19 protein-coding genes are annotated in these 21,106 nt (G+C 33.2%); 17 read left to right on the top strand and 2 right to left on the bottom strand.

From position 1 onward, the window contains the following. The first annotated feature begins 147 nt into the window (after positions 1-147). The 11 genes from G6Z82_RS04085 to G6Z82_RS04030 all read left to right on the top strand — a co-directional run bounded on the left by G6Z82_RS04085 (position 148) and on the right by G6Z82_RS04030 (position 11,568). A complete protein-coding gene (locus tag G6Z82_RS04085) occupies positions 148-1,626 on the top strand; it encodes an ABC transporter substrate-binding protein/permease (protein WP_006731328.1) in 1,479 nt (492 codons plus the stop codon). After that, positions 1,619-2,359, top strand: a complete 741-nt coding sequence (locus G6Z82_RS04080; protein WP_006730243.1) for an amino acid ABC transporter ATP-binding protein — start codon at positions 1,619-1,621, stop codon at positions 2,357-2,359. The genes G6Z82_RS04085 and G6Z82_RS04080 overlap by 8 nt, the downstream gene beginning before the upstream one ends. A 120-nt stretch (positions 2,360-2,479) precedes the next feature. Next, positions 2,480-3,532 carry an inorganic phosphate transporter gene (locus G6Z82_RS04075; RefSeq protein ID WP_006732309.1) on the top strand — a complete coding sequence of 351 codons (1,053 nt, stop codon included), beginning with the start codon at positions 2,480-2,482 and terminating at the stop codon, positions 3,530-3,532. Between the two features lie 9 nt (positions 3,533-3,541). Then, positions 3,542-4,165 carry a DUF47 domain-containing protein gene (locus G6Z82_RS04070; RefSeq protein WP_006732283.1) on the top strand — a complete coding sequence of 208 codons (624 nt, stop codon included), beginning with the start codon at positions 3,542-3,544 and terminating at the stop codon, positions 4,163-4,165. Positions 4,166-4,225: 60 nt separating this feature from the next. Next, the gene (gene sufC / locus G6Z82_RS04065; RefSeq protein WP_006731338.1) at positions 4,226-5,017 is read left to right on the top strand and encodes a Fe-S cluster assembly ATPase SufC; all 792 of its coding nucleotides are present in this window, start codon (positions 4,226-4,228) and stop codon (positions 5,015-5,017) included. 12 nt (positions 5,018-5,029) lie between these two features. Beyond that, on the top strand, positions 5,030-6,328 hold the full coding sequence (gene sufD / locus G6Z82_RS04060; protein ID WP_164785831.1) for a Fe-S cluster assembly protein SufD: 1,299 nt from the start codon (positions 5,030-5,032) through the stop codon (positions 6,326-6,328). Next, positions 6,294-7,532 (top strand): cysteine desulfurase, encoded by a 1,239-nt coding sequence (locus G6Z82_RS04055; protein ID WP_006736605.1) that lies wholly within the window; start codon positions 6,294-6,296, stop codon positions 7,530-7,532. Before sufD ends, G6Z82_RS04055 begins: the two co-directional genes overlap by 35 nt. Continuing rightward, positions 7,522-7,971 (top strand): Fe-S cluster assembly sulfur transfer protein SufU, encoded by a 450-nt coding sequence (sufU, locus tag G6Z82_RS04050; RefSeq protein WP_006733330.1) that lies wholly within the window; start codon positions 7,522-7,524, stop codon positions 7,969-7,971. The genes G6Z82_RS04055 and sufU overlap by 11 nt, the downstream gene beginning before the upstream one ends. A gap of 1 nt (position 7,972) precedes the next feature. Next, on the top strand, positions 7,973-9,376 hold the full coding sequence (sufB, locus tag G6Z82_RS04045) for a Fe-S cluster assembly protein SufB (RefSeq protein WP_006729158.1): 1,404 nt from the start codon (positions 7,973-7,975) through the stop codon (positions 9,374-9,376). 77 nt (positions 9,377-9,453) lie between these two features. Continuing rightward, complete coding sequence (locus G6Z82_RS04040) at positions 9,454-9,921, top strand: Dps family protein (protein WP_006730124.1); 468 nt, start codon at positions 9,454-9,456, stop codon at positions 9,919-9,921. Between the two features lie 558 nt (positions 9,922-10,479). After that, the gene (locus G6Z82_RS04030; protein WP_164785830.1) at positions 10,480-11,568 is read left to right on the top strand and encodes a hypothetical protein; all 1,089 of its coding nucleotides are present in this window, start codon (positions 10,480-10,482) and stop codon (positions 11,566-11,568) included. A gap of 147 nt (positions 11,569-11,715) precedes the next feature. On the opposite strand, the gene G6Z82_RS04025 is transcribed toward G6Z82_RS04030, so the two are convergent. After that, positions 11,716-13,059 carry a PFL family protein gene (locus G6Z82_RS04025; protein ID WP_006733336.1) on the bottom strand — a complete coding sequence of 448 codons (1,344 nt, stop codon included), beginning with the start codon at positions 13,057-13,059 and terminating at the stop codon, positions 11,716-11,718. A 17-nt stretch (positions 13,060-13,076) separates the two neighbouring features. Next, positions 13,077-13,343, bottom strand: coding sequence for an ACT domain-containing protein (locus tag G6Z82_RS04020; protein ID WP_006729153.1), 267 nt, complete (start codon positions 13,341-13,343; stop codon positions 13,077-13,079). A 153-nt stretch (positions 13,344-13,496) separates the two neighbouring features. Between G6Z82_RS04020 and rbsK the strand changes: the two genes are divergently transcribed. The 6 genes from rbsK to nox all read left to right on the top strand — a co-directional run bounded on the left by rbsK (position 13,497) and on the right by nox (position 20,877). After that, on the top strand, positions 13,497-14,435 hold the full coding sequence (gene rbsK / locus G6Z82_RS04015; RefSeq protein WP_102878014.1) for a ribokinase: 939 nt from the start codon (positions 13,497-13,499) through the stop codon (positions 14,433-14,435). Then, positions 14,422-15,117, top strand: coding sequence for a ribose-5-phosphate isomerase RpiA (rpiA, locus tag G6Z82_RS04010; protein ID WP_006729151.1), 696 nt, complete (start codon positions 14,422-14,424; stop codon positions 15,115-15,117). The genes rbsK and rpiA overlap by 14 nt, the downstream gene beginning before the upstream one ends. 103 nt (positions 15,118-15,220) lie before the next feature. Continuing rightward, positions 15,221-16,153 (top strand): nucleoside hydrolase, encoded by a 933-nt coding sequence (locus G6Z82_RS04005; protein WP_006729150.1) that lies wholly within the window; start codon positions 15,221-15,223, stop codon positions 16,151-16,153. Further along, positions 16,153-16,878 carry a GntR family transcriptional regulator gene (locus G6Z82_RS04000; RefSeq protein ID WP_006729149.1) on the top strand — a complete coding sequence of 242 codons (726 nt, stop codon included), beginning with the start codon at positions 16,153-16,155 and terminating at the stop codon, positions 16,876-16,878. The genes G6Z82_RS04005 and G6Z82_RS04000 overlap by 1 nt, the downstream gene beginning before the upstream one ends. A 147-nt stretch (positions 16,879-17,025) precedes the next feature. After that, a complete protein-coding gene (locus G6Z82_RS03995) occupies positions 17,026-19,422 on the top strand; it encodes a phosphoketolase family protein (RefSeq protein ID WP_006731347.1) in 2,397 nt (798 codons plus the stop codon). A gap of 108 nt (positions 19,423-19,530) precedes the next feature. Next, positions 19,531-20,877, top strand: a complete 1,347-nt coding sequence (gene nox, locus G6Z82_RS03990) for a H2O-forming NADH oxidase (RefSeq protein ID WP_006733326.1) — start codon at positions 19,531-19,533, stop codon at positions 20,875-20,877. The last annotated feature ends 229 nt before the right edge of the window (positions 20,878-21,106 follow it).

Genomic DNA, 21,106 nt, shown 5'->3' with positions numbered 1-21,106 from the left:
TCAGTTAATTACATGATACATTAAAGTGAAAAAAATAGTAATAATCTTTTTTAAAATATCCTCTAAAAAACTGTTATTGAAATTATAATTTTGTTAAAATGAACAACATATAGTTATTTTGATTATATCATGGAGAAAGTAGTTTATATGAAAAAGTGTAACTTGTTTAAAATTATTGCTAATCTCGCTTGTTTAATGACTTTTTTATGTTTGTTTTCAGCAAATGCTGTAGCAGCTGATCATTCATCCAAGTCGATTTTAACGTGTATAAAAAATAAAAAAGAGTTAGTTGTAGGTACATCAGCAGATTATCCACCATTAGAATTTATTGATAATCAAAATGGTACCAATAAATATGTGGGTGTAGATATTGAGTTAGCTAAAGAAATAGCTAAAGATTTAGGCGTCAAACTTGTAGTTAAAAATATGAGTTTTGATTCTTTATTGGTAGCTTTAGAGACGAGAAAAGTTGACATGGTTATTTCAGGATTAACTCCTACTCCTGAAAGAAAAAAGAGTGTCGATTTTTCTAAAATATATTATCGACCTAGTGGGGAATATTTTTTAATTAATAAAAATGATCGGGCAAAATATCATAGCTTAATTAGTTTTAAGGGACAAAAAATTGGAGCACAAAATGGTAGCTTGCAATATCAATTAGTTAAAAAACAAATGCCAAAATCACATGTTAAAGGATTAGGTAAAATTAACACATTGGTTTTAGCATTACAATCTGGCAAAGTATCCGCAGTGGTTATGGAAGAATTAATTGCTAAAGCATATGCTCACAATAATCCTAGTCTATATTGCTTTAAATCCGATTTAAAGGAACCACAAGCAGGTAATGCAATAGCGGTAGCAAAAAATCAACCAGATTTATTGAAGGAAGTTAATAAAACAGTTGATAAAGTTATTGCTAAAAAATTAGTTTTAACAAAATTCTTACCACAAGCTGCTAAGTCAATGAAAAAATCAACTGCCAAAAAAGATCCATTTAAATATGCACCATATTTCATTAAGGGAATAGAGCTTACTTTAGTTATTACTATATTTTCTGTCTTGATAGGTGTAATTTTAGGTACAATTTTGGCTTTAATGAGATTAAGTAGTCATTTGGCACTTAAGATTCCTGCAATTTGCTATATTGAATTAATTCGTGGTACACCGCAGATGGTTCAAATTTTATTTGTTTATTTTGGAATAGGTGCAATTATTCAAAATATGTCAGCATTGTTAGCTGGTATTATAGCAATTGGTCTTAATTCTGGAGCATATGTGGCAGAAGATATTCGTTCAGGAATCAATTCACTTCCCGTAGGACAAGCTGAAGCTGCTCGTAGTTTAGGATTAAGTAAAGCAGCAACATATCGATATGTAGTTATCCCGCAAGCAATCAAAAATATATGGCCTGCATTAGGTAATGAATTTATAACTTTGCTGAAAGATAGCTCTCTAGTTTCTATAATTGGTGTAGCTGAAACTATGTATCAAACACAATTGGTGCAAACTTCTACATATCAAGGAGTATTTCCGCTTGTCGTTGCAATGGCTATTTACTTTATAATGACATTTACCTTGACAAGAATCCTATCGTATATGGAAAGGAGGATGAATTATCATGACTGATTTAATAAAAATAAATGATCTAAAGAAACATTATGGTAAGCAAAGCATTTTAAAAGGCATTTCAGCAACAGTCGAGCAAGGAAAAGTTATATCAATTATAGGACCATCTGGTGCAGGTAAAAGTACATTCTTACGTTGCTTAAATGGCTTAGAAAAACCTGATGATGGTAGCATTTGCTTTGAAGAAAAGAATATCACTTCAATTAATGAACGCGAGCTAGATAAATTGCGTCAGAAAATGGGAATGGTATTTCAAAATTTCAATCTATTTTCTAATATGAACGTTTTAGAGAATATTAAATTGGCACCGATGAAAGTCAACAAAATATCAAACGAAGCTGCAAATCAGAAGGCCTTATCATTACTTGAGCGAGTAGGATTAGAAGATTGTGCTAATAAAATGCCCTCAGCTTTATCTGGTGGTCAAAAACAGCGTGTTGCAATTGCTCGAGCATTGGCTATGGATCCAGATGTAATGTTGTTTGATGAACCAACTTCCGCACTTGATCCCGAAATGGTAGGCGAAGTCTTAAATGTTATGAAAGAATTAGCAGATTCAGGGATGACTATGTTAATTGTTACTCATGAAATGGGCTTTGCTCAGCATGTGTCTGATGAAATTTGGTTTATGGCAGATGGCTTTTTGCAGGAAAAAGCTACGCCAGAAGAATTTTTTGCACAACCTAAAACGAAAAGGGCACAAGAGTTCTTATCAAAGGTACTTTCTGTTTAGATATATAGCATCATTTTTGCACAAAAAATGTTATATTAATAAAATCAATAAAAATATAAAAAAGATAGATACAATTATGTATAATTAATATTGTGATTTTTATTTTAAAAGGAAAACAATATGACAATATCTTTTAGTAATTTTTTAGGACAGGTAATCACTAATCCGGGATTGGCGATTACCGTATTTTTAACATTAGGTGTTATTTTTGTTAATGGTTGGACAGATGCACCTAATGCGATTGCTACTACAGTTACAACGAGGACTATGCGTCCCAAAACTGCTATTGTTATGAGTGCTATATTTAATTTCTTTGGCGTTTTAATTATGACTCAAATAAATAGCTCGGTAGCTTCAACTATTTCCAATATGGTTGATTTTGGTAGTGATTCTCGTCATGCCATGATAGCTCTATCTGCAGCATTATTTTCAATAGTTGTTTATAGTGTGGGTGCTTCTTATTTTGGTATTCCAACGTCAGAATCACATTCTTTAATTGCTGGTTTAACAGGAGCAGCAATTGCTATGCAAAATGGCTTAAAGGGTGTGAATGGGGCAGAATGGATCAAAGTTATCTATGGTTTATTTCTGAGTCTATTTCTTGGTTTTGTTTTAGGTTGGCTAGTTTGTAAGTTAGTAATTTTAATTTGTCGTAATTTTGAACGGAAACGGACCAATAAGTATATTAGTTACGCTCAAATTTTAGGATCTGCAGCTATGAGTTTTATGCATGGTGCACAGGATGGTCAAAAATTTATAGGTGTTTTATTGCTTGGTATAGCATTTGCTAATGGTCATTCAGATTTGGTAAATACTTTTATTCCAATTTGGTTAATGATGATATGTTCAACTGTGATGGGAGTGGGAACTTCTGTCGGTGGTGAAAAAATCATAAAAGCCGTCGGTATGGACATGGTTAAACTAGAAAAATATCAGGGCTTTGCATCTGATTTAGCAGGTGCTTTGTGCATTTTAATTTCAACTTTAACAGGTGTTCCAATTTCTACAACACATACCAAGACCAGTGCAATTATGGGAGTAGGTGCAGTTAGAAGATTATCTTCTATTAACTTAAGTGTAGTTAAAGATATGATGCTTACTTGGGTATTTACATTTCCAGGTTGCGGAATTATCAGTTATATTATGGCCAAAATTTTTATGGCATTTTTCTAGGAGTAAATTATGGCAAGAGTTAAAGATTCATATTATTTTGAAACATTTGTTGAATGTGCAGATTATAGTTTGCAGGCAGCTAAATTATTAAAAGAAATTATGACAGACTATGATAGTACCATGATTGGTGAAAATACCAAAAAAATTCATTTTATTGAACATCAAGGTGATCAAGTTAAACATAATCTTACTAAAGTATTAGCACGTGCATTTATTACTCCATTTGATAGGGAAGATATTGCAGAGTTAAGTCAAAAAATAGATACAATGACGGATAGTATCGAAAGTGTAGGGATGCGCTTATATACTAATAATATTAAAAAAATTAGACCAGATGCATTGCCAGTGATTAGTTTGTTGATTAATGCTGTAGAAGATGTTAAAACATTACTAAAGGAGATGCCAAATTTCAAACGTAATACAGCTTTCAAAGATTTAATTATACGTGTTAATTCTGTAGAAGAAGAAGCAGATAAATTATTTATTGAAAATATGCATAGGCTTTCTGTTGAAGAGAGCGATCCTATGAAGGTTTTGATGTGGCGTGATATTTACAATGCCTTGGAACGTTCTGTTGATGCTTGTGAATACGTAGCTGATACGGTTGAAATGGTAGTTTTAAAAAACTCATAATAGTATTAATGGTCATCTTCGGATGGCTATTTTTTATCGTAATGGAGAAATAGTAAGAAAATGGCAACATTAGAAATTAAAGATTTACATGTCGAAGTACAAGATAAAGAAAAAAATTTCAAGAAAATACTAAAAGGTGTCAATATGGTCATGCATACTGGTGAAATCCATGCAATTATGGGTCCTAATGGAACTGGTAAATCCACTTTGTCTGAAACAATCATGGGTAATCCTAAATATCATATAACTCAGGGTGATATTTTATTAAATGGCGAAAGTATTTTGAATATGACGGTCGATGAGCGAGCTAGAAAAGGTTTATTCTTAGCAATGCAATATCCTGCTGAAGTACCTGGTGTAACTAATTCTGAGTTTTTGCGGGCTGCTATTAATGCTAGACGTCCTGAAAATGATCCTATTCCCATTAGTGATTTTTTAAGTGAATTGGATAAAAATTTGGCTTTGCTAGATATGAAAGAAAATATGATTGATCGATATTTAAATGAAGGATTTTCTGGCGGTGAAAAAAAGCGAAATGAAATTTTGCAACTGTTGATGATTAAGCCTAGTTTTGCCATTTTAGATGAAATCGATTCTGGATTAGACATTGATGCTTTACGTGTTGTATCACGTGGTGTTAATGCTATGAGAGGTAATCAATTTGGAGCTTTGATGATTACCCATTATCAAAGACTGCTAGATTATATTGTCCCTGATATTATTCATGTGATGATGGATGGTCGCGTTGTCAAAGATGGTGGCCCTGAAATGGCTAAAAAATTGGAAAAAGAAGGTTATGCTGGGTTGCGTGATGAATTAGGTTTGGATATCAAGTTAGTAGATGAAGATTAAGAGGTGTAAATCATGGATGATCAGCAAGCTTCTAGGTTGAGACAAGTAGCATATAATCATCAAGAACCAGCTTGGTTTATTGAAAAAAGATTGGCGGCTCAAAAATTATTGCTTAATAATATAGATTTACCCAAAATGCAAAGATTCAAATTTGATAATTGGCCTTTTTTTAGTAAGCATGATATAGATTTGCAAATAGCAGAATCCATAGAAAAAAATGCAGTAACTACAAATGAGTTTAATGTTTTGCAGATTGGACAGACTACCTGTTCTTTAAATTTGCCCCCAAAATATCAAAAGCAAGGTGTTATATTTACTGATATTTTTACTGCTTTAAAAAAATATCCAGAAATGATTAAAAAGTATTTTATGACAGAAGTCATTAAAATGGATGAGGATAGAATTACTGCTTATCATCAAGCTTTTGTTAATGCTGGATTATTTTTATATGTACCTAAAAATGTTGAGATTAATATTCCGATTAAAGCTGATTTAGTACAAGATAGTAGATCTGAAACATCTTTTAATCCACATCTTTTAATCGTAGCTGGTCAAAATAGTAAGCTTAAATTTGTGCAACATTTAAAAACTATTGGTAGCTGTCATAATACTATGAATATGGCAGTAGAAATTTGGGCAGAAGATGGTAGCCATGTGGAATTTTCTTCTTTAGAAGAAATAGGAAAAAATACTACCTTATATTTTAATAAGCGAGCTAATATAATGCGTGATGCTTATGTTGAATGGGCAGTAGGGTTGATGAATGATTGTAATACAGTAGGTAATATTGATTCTGAGCTAATCGGTGATGGTAGTTATGCTTATTCAAAAGCGATAGCAGTTACCACAGATAAACAACATGTTGGGATTAATAATCGAGTTATCAATCGTGGACCCCATTCTACCGGTCTGATTAATCAACGTGGTGTTTTATTAGATAATTCTAGGTTAATTTTTAATGGTATCGGTCAAATAAAGCATGGTGCTCATGGCTCGAAGGCTGATCAGCAAAATCGTGTTTTGATGATGTCAGATAATGCCCATGGTGATGCTAATCCTTTATTATTAATTGATGAAAATGACGTAATAGCAGCTCATGCAGCTAGTGTTGGACCAGTAGATCCTATTCAGATGAACTATTTAATGAGTAGAGGTATCCCATTTGATCAAGCAGAGCGGTTAGTAATTCGAGGCTTTTTGGGTGCAGTTTTAGATGCTATACCAGCAGTTGATGTTAGACATGAAATGATTAATATTTTGGAAAGAAAATTGATTAATGGACAAAATAGATATCGAAAAGATCAGAAATGATTTTCCAATTTTAAAAAAGAAGATTAACGATGAAAAGTTAATTTATTTGGATAATGCAGCCACTGTACAAATGCCAAAAGAAGTTTTGACAGCTTGTGACAATTTTTATCACGATGCATATAGTAATGTTCATCGAAGCAGTCATACTTTAGCCATAAAAGCTACCCAAATATATGAAACTGTTCGTAAAAAGGTGCAAAAGTTTATCAATGCTGCGGACACTAGTGAGATTATTTTTACTTCAGGTTGTACTGCCAGTTTAAATCTGGTGGCTTTAAGTTGGGGTGAATCATTTATTAGTGCTGGTGATGAAATAGTTATTACAGCTATGGAACATCATAGTAATTTAATTCCATGGCAACAATTAGCACTACGAAAAAAGGCCAAACTTAAATTTATCGAATTAACGCCTGAGGGCAGATTAGATATGAATGATGCTGTTCAAAAAATAACTAGTAAAACTAAGTTGGTAGCTGCAGTGCATGTTAGTAATGTACTTGGTGTGATTAATCCAATTAAGAAATTAGCAAGTTTAGCACACAAGGTTGGTGCCATTATGGTGGTTGATGGTGCACAAGCTGCTGGGCATATTCCAATCAATGTGCAACAATTAGAGGCTGATTTTTATGCTTTTTCAGGGCATAAAATGCTAGCCCCAACTGGTGTAGGTGTTTTGTATGGACGCAAATATTTATTGGAAAAGATGACACCAGTTATGTATGGTGGTGAGATGATTGAACATGTTAGTCGTTTTACTAGTAGTTGGGCAGAGATACCCTTTAAATTTGAAGCTGGAACTCCCAATATAGCAGGTGTGAGAGGATTAGGTGCAGCTATTGACTATTTAAATAAAATAAGCTTTAAAATAATTACTGAATATGAGCAAGAATTGACAGATTATGCACTAAATGCTCTTAAAAAAAATACTGCTTTGACAATCTATGGTCCATTAACTAGTAAAAAACGCTTGCCTATTTTTTCCTTTAATCTGGATAAAATTCATGCTCATGATTTGGCTACGATTTTAGATGCTGAAGGTGTTGAAGTTAGAGCTGGTCATCATTGTGCAGAACCATTAATGACGGATTTGGGAGTTATAGCTACAGTTAGAGCTAGTCTTTATATTTATAATACTGAAAAAGATATTGACATATTAGTTGAAGCAATTGAAAAAGCAAGGAATTTTTTTAATCATGGGAATTGAAAGATTGAATCAATTATATCGTGAAGTTATTTTAGATTATGGGCAACATCCACGCAATAAGCGAAAAATAGAGCATCCCACGTTGACGACTGATGTTTATAATCCTAACTGTGGAGATAAATTGAAACTATTTGTATGTCTAGAAAATGATAAGATTGTTGATGCATCATTTACTGGAGAGGGATGCACTTTAAGTCAAGCATCAGCCGATATGATGACTAAAGTAATTAAAGGAAAATCAGTTGAACAGGCAATTTCTTTATCTAAAACAATATCTGCTATTGCTTTAGGCAAAAAACAGTCTGAATCACAGATGAAAGCATTAGGGGATGCTAAAGTTTTAGAGTCAGTTATGCAATTTCCGGCCAGAATTAAGTGCGTTACTATTGCTTGGTGGGGATTGGATAGAATATTATTAGGATTGAGAAAGGAAGCATAAAATGGCAACAGCCGAGGATTTGGTAAATGATGATGCTTATCAATTTGGCTTTCATGATAATATAAAGCCAAAATTTTCTACTGGTCGTGGTTTAACAGAAGAAATTGTACGAAAAATTTCTGCTGAAAAAAATGAGCCTAAATGGATGTTAGATTATCGATTGCAGGCTTATCAAATTTATCAAAAAATGCCTTTCCCAAGTATTGGACCCGATCTTAGTGGGTTAGATTTAGAAAATATGCTTTATTATCAAAAGGTAACAGATAAAAAGTATCGTGATTGGAACGATGTTCCAGAGGATATTAAGTTAACCTTTGAAAAATTGGGTGTACCTCAAGCAGAGCGTAAATATTTAGCTGGTTCTGCTGCACAATATGAATCAGAAATGGTTTATCATAATATGAAAAAGCAATTTGATAAATTAGGTATTATTTTTATGGATACGGATAGTGCTTTAAAAGAATATCCTGATATCTTTAAAAAATATTTTGGAAAAATTGCTCATCCAACTGACAATAAATTTGCCGCTTTAAATTGTGCCGTTTGGTCGGGAGGGTCATTTATTTATGTCCCTAAGGGTGTAAAAGTTAATACGCCTATTCAAGCATATTTTCGTTTAAATGCTGAAAATTCGGGTCAATTTGAGCGAACATTAATTATCGTTGATCAAGATGCTCATCTTGATTATGTTGAAGGATGTACAGCACCGCAATATTCTTCTGATAGCTTGCATGCTGCAGTCGTGGAAGTTAATGTTTTAGAAGGTGCATATTGTCGCTATACTACTATTCAGAATTGGTCTGATAATGTTTATAGTTTAGAAACTAAAAAGGCACAAGCTCAAAAGAATGCAACTATGGAATGGGTTGATGGTAATTTGGGTGCCAAAGTTACTATGAAATATCCCAGTGTTTACTTAAATGGTGAGGGTGCCAAGGGTACGATGTTATCTATTGCAGTAGCTCATCATGGTGTGCATCAAGATTCTGGTGCACGTATGTTACATAATGCTCCTAATACTTCGAGTTCCATTGTTTCAAAGTCAATTGCTCGTGGTGGCGGTTCTACTGATTATAGAGGAACTGTTGATTTTAGTAAAAATTCAAGTGGCTCAAAGTCGCATGTTGAATGTGACACGATTATTATGGACGACATGTCATCTTCTGATACGATTCCAACCAATGCTATTGAAAATTCTAATGTAGCGATGGAGCATGAAGCAACTGTATCTAAAATTTCAGAAGAACAATTGTATTATTTGATGAGTCGAGGTATTTCTGAACGTAAGGCTACCGAGATGATAATTATGGGATTTGTTGAACCTTTTACGCAACAATTGCCTATGGAATATGCTGTTGAACTCAATCGCTTAATTAGTTTTCAAATGGAAGGTGCTATTGGATAAAAAAGTGCATATCATTATGTGATTGTTACGCCTCACGTTATAATTAATATATATTATGAAATACGGAGGTAATATTAATGAAATATCCAAAGACAAAAGAAATATTGAATGAAGCAGTTGCCGATTTAATTAAATTGCACTTAGTTGTACATCAACATCATTGGTATATGAGAGGTGAACGTTTTCTAAAATTGCATCCGTATCTGGATGAGGTAATGGATGAATTATCTGAACAATTAGATTTAGCTGCAGAAAGAATTGTTATCTTAGATGGAAATCCATGTTCTAGTTTAAAAGAAGTCTTAGAAAAGAGCAAAATTAAAGAGAGTGAAGGTAATTATAATTTAACAATTAATGAGAGATTCAGTATTATTGTTGATGATTTAAGACAACTTCGTGATCTATATCAAAAAGGAATTAGAATCAGTGCTGAAGAAGGTGATGATTCTACCAATGATATGTTGATTTTGTTCAATACTTCAGTTGAGAAGAGAATTTGGATGATGTCTGCTGAATTGGATCAAGCACCTAAGAATGACGATTAATCAATAATTTTTTAGCGTAGCAATTATTTAAAGTTGCTACGCTTTTTAATTTTATTTACTAATTTATTTAATAGTATTATATTTTTTTGTTGACCAACAAAGAAAAATATGTAAAAATATGGTTGCCTGGGTGTGTGTAAATATTTTTTAGTTGGGATATGGAAGTGAAGGTGTACTGATATGTCTAAAGTTATTGTTAAAAGTGCACTAATAGTAGTTATAGTTTTAGTGGCATACTTTATCTCCTTTAATAGTGGATTTAGATTTTTGGATCAATACCCGTATATAAAAGCTATATTGATTTTCTTAGCGTTTGTTCTAACATTACATAATGTTATACGAGACGTAAGAAATAATAAAAAATAGTAATTTTATTAAAATCATATTTTGATGTGTGATAGGAACCCCGAAATTGGACAATAATTTCGGGGTTTTTATTATGTCTAAAATTTGAGGTTTATATTACTTTAAAAAAATATAATATTAGTATTGTATCTTCTAAAAAAAGAAATTATAATCTTAGGCAAAAGATTGATTATTATAGTGAGGTTATTAGGTATGAAGTATACTAAAATATCAATATTTTCGATGTTATGTGCTGGTGCATTACTTTCTTTAGCAGATATTGCTATTGGGAATAAGAATATTAGTAAAGTATCTGCTGCTACAGAAATTGCTAATGCCAAAAATATTGAGTCAACAAAAAGTAATATGGTTATTAGTCTTAATGGCACAGGTCGGACAGTTGATAGTGATAAGCAAGTAGCTGTATATGATCAACCAAATGGTAATGTAGTAAGATATCTTAAATCGGGCACTAATTGGAAAATTTTCAAAAAATATTATGATGTGGACAATAATTGGTACAATCTTGGTGGTAATCAATGGGTTCGTGAAAAAGATCTTACAATCAAGTTAGCTTCTTATGTTATTTTTGGTATGAAAGGTATTGCTAATGTCATTAATGGTGATACTAAAGTAGCTGTATGTGATAAGCCTAATGGTAATGTGATTCGCTATCTTGCACCTGGTACTAATTGGAAGGTGTTTAAATGTTGTGATAGTGTAAAAAAATATGGTGATGTACATGCACCTAAATGGTACAATCTTGGTGGTAATCAATGGGTTAGTGAAGATTATGTTGGAATAACGACTAATATTAGAGGTGTTGGTTCTATTTATTCACCGAAAGCTAATCCAACTTCTGTATTAGATAAACCATTTGGCAAAGTTATTAAAGACATTGATCCTAATGTACGGTCTTGGAAAATTTTTAAAATCTATCGATGCCCTTCAAGTATGCCTGGTGTTCAGTTGCGATGGTATAATCTTGGTGGTAATCAATGGGTTGATGGATCATATATGGTAGCTAATATCACAAGTATGGAAGAGGGAATATATGATTTATGTGACTATAGAGAATATGAGGATTGCCCTATTATTAAAGTAAGATGTAATTCGAATGCTGGTATTAGAGTGTGGGCAGCACCAGGTATTAAACCGACAGGTAAGTGTTTGCCTAATGGTTCATCGTGGAAAGTTTTGAAAATATACTACCATAATTCCGATGTATGGTACAATCTTGGTGGTAATCAATGGGTTTCTAAAAAAGGTACAGTATATTTAGAAAATAAGTTTTATAAGTAATCAAAAAATTCTAAAAGCGTGGTAGTGTTCTGACTACTACGCTTTTTGCTGTATTTTAGTTAATTATAATTAAAAATATCGACTTTCAATGCTAGATTTTAATTTTAACTTTGAAAGTCGATATATGATAAAGATATTTTTATGATTTTAGTTTTTAAAGCTATGGATAGGAGCTGGAATCGTACCACCACGAGCAATCATATCTTGGCTTGAGGCTTCATTTACTTGCATAATCGGAGCGTGTCCTAAAAGCCCACCAAATTCAACAAAGTCGCCCACTTTTTTGCCTGGTACAGGGATTACCCGCACAGCTGTTGTTTTGGCATTGATCATTCCGATAGCTGCTTCATCAGCAATCATAGCACTAATTGTACTTGCTGGTGTATTGCCAGGAATAGCTATCATATCTAGTCCGACGGAGCAGACAGCAGTCATTGCTTCAAGCTTTTCGATATTTAGACAATGGTTATTAACAGCACTAATCATCCCAGCATCTTCAGATACGGGAATGAATGCACCTGATAATCCACCAACATGACTACATGCCATAATACCACCTTTTTTAACAGCATCGTTGAGCATTGCTAAACATGCAGTGGTCCCATGTGTACCCACTTGCTCTAAGCCTATTTCTTCTAAAACTTCAGCCACTGAGTCACCTACAGCAGGAGTAGGTGCTAATGATAAATCGACAATACCAAATGGCACATTTAATTTATCTGCAGCAATGGTTCCTACTAATTGCCCCATACGAGTTATTTTAAAAGCAGTTTTCTTGATAGTTTCGGCTACAATATCCATTGATTGACCCTTAATTTTTTCTAATGCTGCTTTTACAACACCGGGACCTGAGACACCTGTGTTAATTACTACATCTGGTTCGCTGATGCCGTGAAATCCTCCAGCCATGAAAGGATTATCTTCTACTGCGTTACAAAAGACAACTAATTTAGCATTAGTCATGAAATTGAGTTTAGAGCCAGCTACGATAATATCTCCCATTTCTTTAACTGCATCCATGTTTATGCCACTTTTTGTAGATCCAACATTCACAGAAGCACAAACATATTTAGTTTCAGCTAATGCTTGAGGTAATGACTTAATTAGGATATGATCACCTTTTTGGTATCCTTTTTGTACAAGGGCACTAAAGCCACCGATAAAATCAATTCCTAATTCTTGAGCAGCTCTATCTAGTGTTTTGGCATATTTAACATAATCTTGATCTTTGCAAGCAGCAGCGATTAGCGAAATAGGTGTTACAGAAACACGCTTATTAGTGATAGGTATACCATATTCTGCTTCGATTTCTCGACCTACCTTCACTAAATTTTGAGCATTCTTCATGATCTTATTGTATATTTTTTGACAAGCAACATCACTATCGCTATCAATACAATCAAGAAGTGAGATTCCCATTGTAATTGTTCTGATATCTAAATTTTCTTGTGAAATCATATTACTTGTTTCAAAAATTTTATTTATTTCCATTTCGATTATTCCTTAAATTAAATTTGATGCATCGCATCGTACAATTCATTATTTCTTAGATTTATTTCGACAGATAAATTTTTAGCTATTTGAGCTAATCCTTGGTTAATAACCATAAAATCAGCTCCCTTTGGTAATTGTACACTCATCATCATGACAAAATTATTTCCCATAATTGTTTGTGACACATCTAATATATTGATTTTTTGCTCCGCAAGATAAGTACTTGTCTGGGCAATAATTCCTACTTTATCTTGACCATAAACTGTTAAAATTGCATTCATATTAATTTTTACCTCTTTTTTTAAAAAATATTAGATATCATTACTTAACTTATGGTATCAAAATTAGTGATAATTTTCGACTATACATATTAATGTTATAATAATCTATATTGATATTTTATAAGAAATTAGTCTTAAATTGGAGTAGATATAATGAAGAAAGTAACAATTATCGGATCAATTAATGTCGATAATATTATGCATATAAAGGCTTTACCTAAACCTGGGGAAACTGTAGCAATGAGTGCATTTTCTCAAGCTGCAGGAGGTAAAGGTGCCAATCAGGCCATAGCTTCTGCTAGAGCAGGAAATAAGACTGTGTTTGTCGGTCGCGTTGGTGATGATAGTAATGGTGAATATATGTTGCGAGAATTTTCTGAAAATGAGATTGATACTGCATATATTAATGTTACTAAAAAACAACAAACTGGTCAGGCATATATTTTATTACAAGAAACTGGACAAAATTCAATAATTATTCAACATGGAGCAAATTATGATTTGACTGAAGCGGATATTATGCAAGCCAAAGATGAAATCCAAACAAGTGATTTTGTGATAGCCCAATTTGAAACGCCGCTTGCTCCTACAATATTAGCTTTCAAATTAGCACATCAGGCAGGCAAAAAAACTATTTTGAACCCTGCACCAGCTAAAGCTAATATACCTGAAGAATTGTTAAAGGTAACAGATTTGATTACCCCAAATGAAACCGAAAGTGAAATTATTACGGGTATTAGAGTTACCGATTTAGAGTCGATGAAAAGGAGTGCTGAGTTTTATCATCAGTTGGGCATTGGTGGCGTTATTATAACTTTAGGTGAAAAGGGATGCTTTGTTTCGACCAGAAAAGTTAGCAAATTGATTCCAGCATTTAAAGTTAAAGCTGTCGATACAACTGCAGCTGGTGATACGTTTATTGGAGCATTATCGAGTGAATTGCAAGCAGATTTTGCAAATATTGAAGCTAGTGCAATTTATGCTTCATTATCGTCATCTTTTGCTGTGCAAAAGTTAGGAGCATTTCCTTCTATTCCTAAGCGAGATATTGTTGAAGCAGCTTTAAAGGAGATTAATTATGCAAAAAACTAAGCAAGATGAATTAAAGCAAGAAGCAGCTAAAAAAGCAGCCTTGATGGTTGAGCCTAATTCTGTGTTAGGTGTTGGCACAGGTTCCACGGTAGCATTTTTTATTGATGAGTTGGCTAAAATAAATAGGGAAAAAGCTTTAAACTTAAAAGCTATTGTTACCACTTCTAATCGCTCTCGTGCTCAATTAGAAAAGCAAGGCTTTAAAGTTAATGAGTTATCTGAAGTTGATCAAATTGATTTAACTGTTGATGGTGCCGATCGGGTTGATCTTAACCTTAATGGTATTAAAGGTGGAGGAGGTGCCTTAACTTTAGAAAAGAATGTAGCTGTTAATTCTAAAAAAAATATATGGATTGTTGATGAAACTAAATTTGTTGATCGCTTAAAAGGCTTTGCATTACCTGTTGAGGTGTTGCCTATTTCATGTGAGCAGAATTTTAGAACCTTTAGTCAAGAAGGATTATTGCCAAAATATCGTTTGGATGACAATGGAAAAAGATATATTACACATTATGGAAATTTCATAATTGATCTACATGTTGATCCTATTCCATTTCCTAATGTGTTAGCACATTATTTGGATAGCGTAGTTGGTGTTGTTGAACATGGCTTATTTTTAAATATATGCAATGAAGTTATTATTGCTCATAGTGATGGAAAAATAGAAATCAGAAAACGTTAGAATTAAAGATGATTATTATAAAGACTGATTGTTATCAAGTCTTTTTTTTTTAATGTTATTAGTGCATAATTAATCTATACAAAGTTTGGGAAGGGATGTATACATGAAGAGAATACCTTTAATTATCAGTACTGATCCTGGTATTGACGATGCGGCTGCTCTTACTATAAGCTTATTTGCACAGGAACTTGATGTGCGTATGATTGTAGCTACATGGGGAAATGTGTCTTTAAAGCATACGCTAGATAATGCCTTGAGATTAGAAACATTTTTAAAAACTACAGTTCCAGTTGTCAAAGGCTCAGCTGCTCCGCTTATTCGTGATGCTATTTCAGCAGCAGATGTTCATGGAGTAAGTGGGATGGTAGGTTATCAATTTCCTGAAGCTGATTTATCATTGCTCAAGAGTGGCAATGCTATTGAGTTAATGCATCAAGAAATTAATAAGCAGAAGGAAAAAGTTACTTTGGTAGCATTGGGTCCTCTGACTGATTTTGCATTATTATTTAAGCAATATCCTGAAGATATTAGTAAAATAGATAAATTATTTATTATGGGATGCAATATAGGTCGTGGAAATTATACGCCGCTTGCAGAATATAATATTGCATGTGATCCAGAAGCAGCTGCAATCGTTTTCAATAGTGGATTAAAGATTGTAGTGGCACCGCTTGAAATAGGCCGTCAAGCTGCTATATTGCCTGATGATATGAGTAGCATTAAAGCACATGGTAGAGTAGGTGAGATGCTATATGGTATTTTAACAGGTATCAACGAAGAAAGCGTGAGTGGTGGTACTGAAATTTATGATGCTACTGCTATTGGTATGTTATTGGATCCTCAAATGTATACATTTAGTCGTGCACATGTTGAGATAGAATTAACTGGTAAATATACTTATGGTGCTAGTGTTATTGATTTTAGTGATAAAGCTTGCACTAAGTACAATGCAGAAATTGCTGTAGCAGTTGATCACAAAATATTTACTGATTGGTTTTTAAAAGTTACACAATCCGCTGAGATGGAGAAAAAATAATGGCTGATTTAGTTTATCGTACAATTATGCACGATATTAAGGAAAAAATTGTTAATAAAGAGTATGATGGAATGCGACTGCCAGATGAGCGTAGTTTAAGTGAGCACTATCAAGTTAGTCGTTCCTCAATGAAGCGTGCTTTGGAATTGCTAGCTCAAGAGGGGATAGTATTTAAAAAAAGAGGTAGTGGGACATTTATTAATCCGCTTTATCTAAAAAATAGAGGATTATTTAAATATGAAGGTTCCAATTTAGGTATAACAGATTCATTTAGTGTACCAGGTAAGTCACAAAATATCGAGTTGTTAGATTATCAAGTAATTAAGACGGATGATGATCTGAAACAAGATTTGTTCTTAACTAGTTCAGATTTTGTTTATAAAATAAGACGTTTACGTTTGCTTGACGATCAGCCATTTTTAATTGAAACTGGTTTTATACCTATCAAAATTGCTCCAGATTTAAATCCTGATATTTTAAAAAAATCTTTATTTAATTATTTAGAGCATCAAAAAAATAAGCGAGTAACCAAGTCGTTTTTAACTATTACTGTAGAACCATCTACTTTAGAAGATCAAGTGAAATTAATGTTAGAACCTAATGAGCCGGTAGGTATTATTGAGGGTATTTTCTTTTTAGATGATGGTACACCTTTTGAAGTATCTAACATGCGTGTTCATTATAAATATATGAAGTACAATAGTTTTGTCAATTTAAATAAGTAATGACAAGGAAAAGTGATATAGAATTAGTATCGCTTTTTTATTATGCAATTCTTTAATTGGTAGGTATCAATTTGCACAATGGTTGATTTGAAATATATGATGTACTATCATGAAAATGTACATAGAGTATAGTGGGGTGTTGTAAGGATGAATTACGATAGTGAAGAATATTTAAAATCTGTTGATGCATATTGGCGTGCTGCCAATTATTTGTCCGTTGGACAACTTTTTTTGATGAATAATCCTTTGTTGAAGCAAGATTTAGTTGCTACTGATGTTAAGCCTAAACCGATAGGTCATTGGGGAACGATTGCTCCGCAAAATTTTATTTATGCACATTTAAATCGAGTTATCAAAAAATATAATTTGAATATGTTCTATATTGAAGGATCTGGTCATGGTGGTCAAGTGATGGTGTCTAATTCTTATTTAGATGGTTCATATACTGAAACATATCCTGAGATTACGCAAGATGAAAAAGGAATGGCTAAGTTATTTAAGCAATTCAGTTTTCCAGGTGGGATAGCATCACATGCTGCACCAGAAACACCAGGTTCTATTCATGAAGGTGGAGAATTAGGGTATTGCTTATCACATGGTGTAGGTGCTATTTTAGATAATCCAGATGTTATTGCGGCAGTTGAAATAGGTGATGGTGAATCAGAAACTGGTCCTTTAGCTACTAGTTGGTTTTCTGATAAATTCATTAATCCAATTCATGATGGGGCAGTGATTCCTATTTTGCAAATTAATGGTTTTAAGATATCAAATCCAACGATTGTGTCGCGGATGTCGGATGCGGAATTAACACAATATTTTGAAGGGATGGGTTGGAAACCATATTTTATTTCTGCATATAATGATGGACAATTTAATGGTTATAAACCGCATATGCAAGTTCATCATGAAATGGCTCATGTACTTGATCAAGTAATAGAAGAAATTAAAGCAATTCAAACGCATGCACGAGAAACTGGCGATAGTTCCTTACCAACATGGCCGATGATTATCTTTAGAGTACCTAAAGGTTGGACAGGTCCTAAGTTTGATTTAGATGGCAATCCAATTGAAAATAGTTTCAGAGCACATCAAATACCAATTCCAGTTAGTCAAAAGCAAATGGAACACAAAGATTTATTGACCGATTGGTTAAAGAGCTATCATCCTGAAGAATTGTTTGAAGATACTGGTTATCCAAAACCGATAGTATTGCAAAATACACTTACAGGTGTACATAGAATGGCTAAAAATCCAATTACTAATGGCGGGTTAAGTCCAAAATCTTTAAATTTACCTGATTTTAGAAAATTTGCTGTGAAATTTGATCAACCGGGTTCTGTTGAAAAACAAGATATGGTTGAGTGGGCTAAATATTTGGATGCAATAGCTAAATTGAATCCCGATAATTTTAGAGGTTTTGGCCCTGATGAGTGCAAATCTAATCGTTTATTCGATTTGCTAGATAATCAAAAAAGACAATGGATGGAAAAAATCCATCAACCTAATGACGAAAATTTGAATAATTCTGGTAGAATTATTGATTCTCAATTATCAGAACATCAAGCAGAAGGATGGCTTGAGGGATATGTATTAACAGGTCGTCATGGCTTTTTTGCAACATATGAGGCATTTGGACGTGTAGTTGATTCGATGTTAACGCAACATTTTAAATGGTTACGTAAAGCTAAAGAACAAGCTTGGCGTAGATATTATCCAGCTTTGAACTTTGTTGATACTTCAACAGTATTTCAGCAAGATCATAATGGATATACCCACCAAGATCCCGGTTTATTGACGCATTTATTTGAAAAGGGACATGCAGATTTGGTTCATGAATATTTACCTGCAGATGCTAATTCGCTTTTAGCAGTATCAGATAAGGCTTTTAAAGATCGTGAATGTATTAATATTTTGGTTACATCGAAACAACCACGTCCGCAATGGTTTAGTATTGATGAAGCTAAACGCTTAGTTGATCATGGCTTGGGATATATTGATTGGGCATCTACAGACCATAATGCTAAACCTGATGTTGTGTTTGCTTCTACTGGAACAGAGCCCACCATTGAAACGTTGGCTGCAATTGATATTTTGCATAAAGAATTTCCTTCATTGAAGATTCGCTATATTAACGTGATTGATGTAATGAAATTAATGCCTACATCTAAAAATAATGCAGCAATTTCCGATCAAGAATTTGAACGACTATTTCCGATAGGCGTGCCTGTTATTTTTGCTTGGCATGGATTTAAACCAATGATGTCATCAATTTGGTTTGAACGTGGTCGTGGTAAAGATGATATTCATATTCATTGTTATGAAGAAAATGGTGATATTACGACACCTTTTGATATGCGTGTTTTAAATGAACTTGATCGTTTCCATTTAGTTAAAGATGCAGTGATGATGACTAAATTAGCAGATACTAATGCTGAATTCATAGAACAAATAGACAGACTTTTAGATAAACACCATGTATATATTAGAGATTATGGTGAAGATATGCCTGAAGTAGTTTCATGGAAATGGCAAGGCTTAAAATAGATCTAACTAAGGTCTAAAAGTCCTGTCAAGCTTTTTATACCTGCTAGTGCTATACTTATTCTTAATAAGAAGTATTCTTATTTATGTAAATACAAGGAGGATATCACAGTGAAATTTGTGATTGTAGGTACTAATCATGCAGGTATAGCTGCTGCAAATACATTATTAGATAATTATGGTAAAAATAATGAGGTCATCATGATTGACCGAAATAATAATCTTTCTTATTTAGGATGTGGTACTGCTTTATGGGTTGGACGTCAAATTTCTAGTTATAAAAAATTATTTTATACTAAACCCGCAGATTTTGAAGCAAAAGGTGCACGTATTTCCTTAGAAACTACCGTTAATAAAATTGATTTTGAAAATAAGATAGTTTATGCAACTACTAAAAATCATACAGAAATCACAGAAACATATGACAAGTTGATTTTAGCTGAGGGTTCAGCTCCAATTGCACCTGATTTGCCAGGTAAAGATTTGGAAGGTATTCATTTCTTGAAATTATTCCAAGAAGGGATGGCAGTTGATCAAGAATTAGATAAAAGTGATGTGAAGACTGTTGCTGTAGTTGGTGCAGGATATATAGGTGTTGAAATTGCCGAAGCTGCTCGTCGTCGTGGAAAGCAAGTATTATTATTTGATGCTGCGAAGACGTGTTTGTCTAGTTATTATGACCCTGAATTTTCTACTTTAATGGATCAAAATTTAAGAGATCATGATATTGAAACACATTATGGAGAATTAGCACAGGAATATCTTGGTAAAGATGGACATGTTTGTGCTTTAAAGACAAATAAAGGTAAGTATCAAGCAGATATAGTAATTAATTGCATTGGTTTTAGACCTAATGCCATTTTAGGCGGAGACCACTTGAAACGGTTTTCAAATGGGGCATATCTTGTTAATCGTAATTTTCAAACATCGGATCCTGATGTGTTTGCGGTAGGCGATTGTGCAACTAATTATTCTAATGCATTGCAAGACACGACTTATATTGCTTTAGCATCCAATGCTGTTAGAAGTGGAATTGTAGGAGCACATAATGCTGCAGGTACCGTGATAGAAGGTGCTGGAGTTCAAGGCTCAAATGGTATTGAAATTTATGATTTGAAGTTGGTTTCAACTGGATTGAGCGTCAAAGCAGCTGATAAATTTGGCTTGTCAGTTAAATATGTTGATTATGAAGATAAGCAATTGCCAGATTTTATGCCAGCATCTGAAAATGCCAAAGTTAAAATTAGAATCGTTTATGAAAAGAAAACTAATCGTATCGTAGGAGCACAGTTAGCTTCATTGTATGATATGCATGAACTTATTCATATGTTCTCGCTAGCTATTCAGGAAGGATTGACTATGGATAAGTTACAATTGCTAGATATCTTCTTCTTGCCTCATTATAATCAACCATATAATTATGTTACAATGGCTGCCTTGAAAGCAGATAAGAATTAATATTATTTTATATATAGAGAAATTACATTAATAATTTACTGATCTGTAGTAGTTTAGCTACTCTCTGTAGATTTTAATGTTTTTTTTTTTATTAGTAAAAAATCATTAAAAATACGCATGATAGCAACAAAAAAAGGTATGCATAAGGTTGATTTGTCAACGATTTCAATGAGACTTGCTCTTTTGCTATTTCTTTACATAGAATTTGGAGTATACTAAGGAGTAGCAA

The organism is Lactobacillus iners, assembly GCF_011058775.1.
In the GTDB taxonomy this organism is placed as follows: domain Bacteria; phylum Bacillota; class Bacilli; order Lactobacillales; family Lactobacillaceae; genus Lactobacillus; species Lactobacillus iners.
This window is presented reverse-complemented; position numbering and strand designations above follow the sequence as displayed.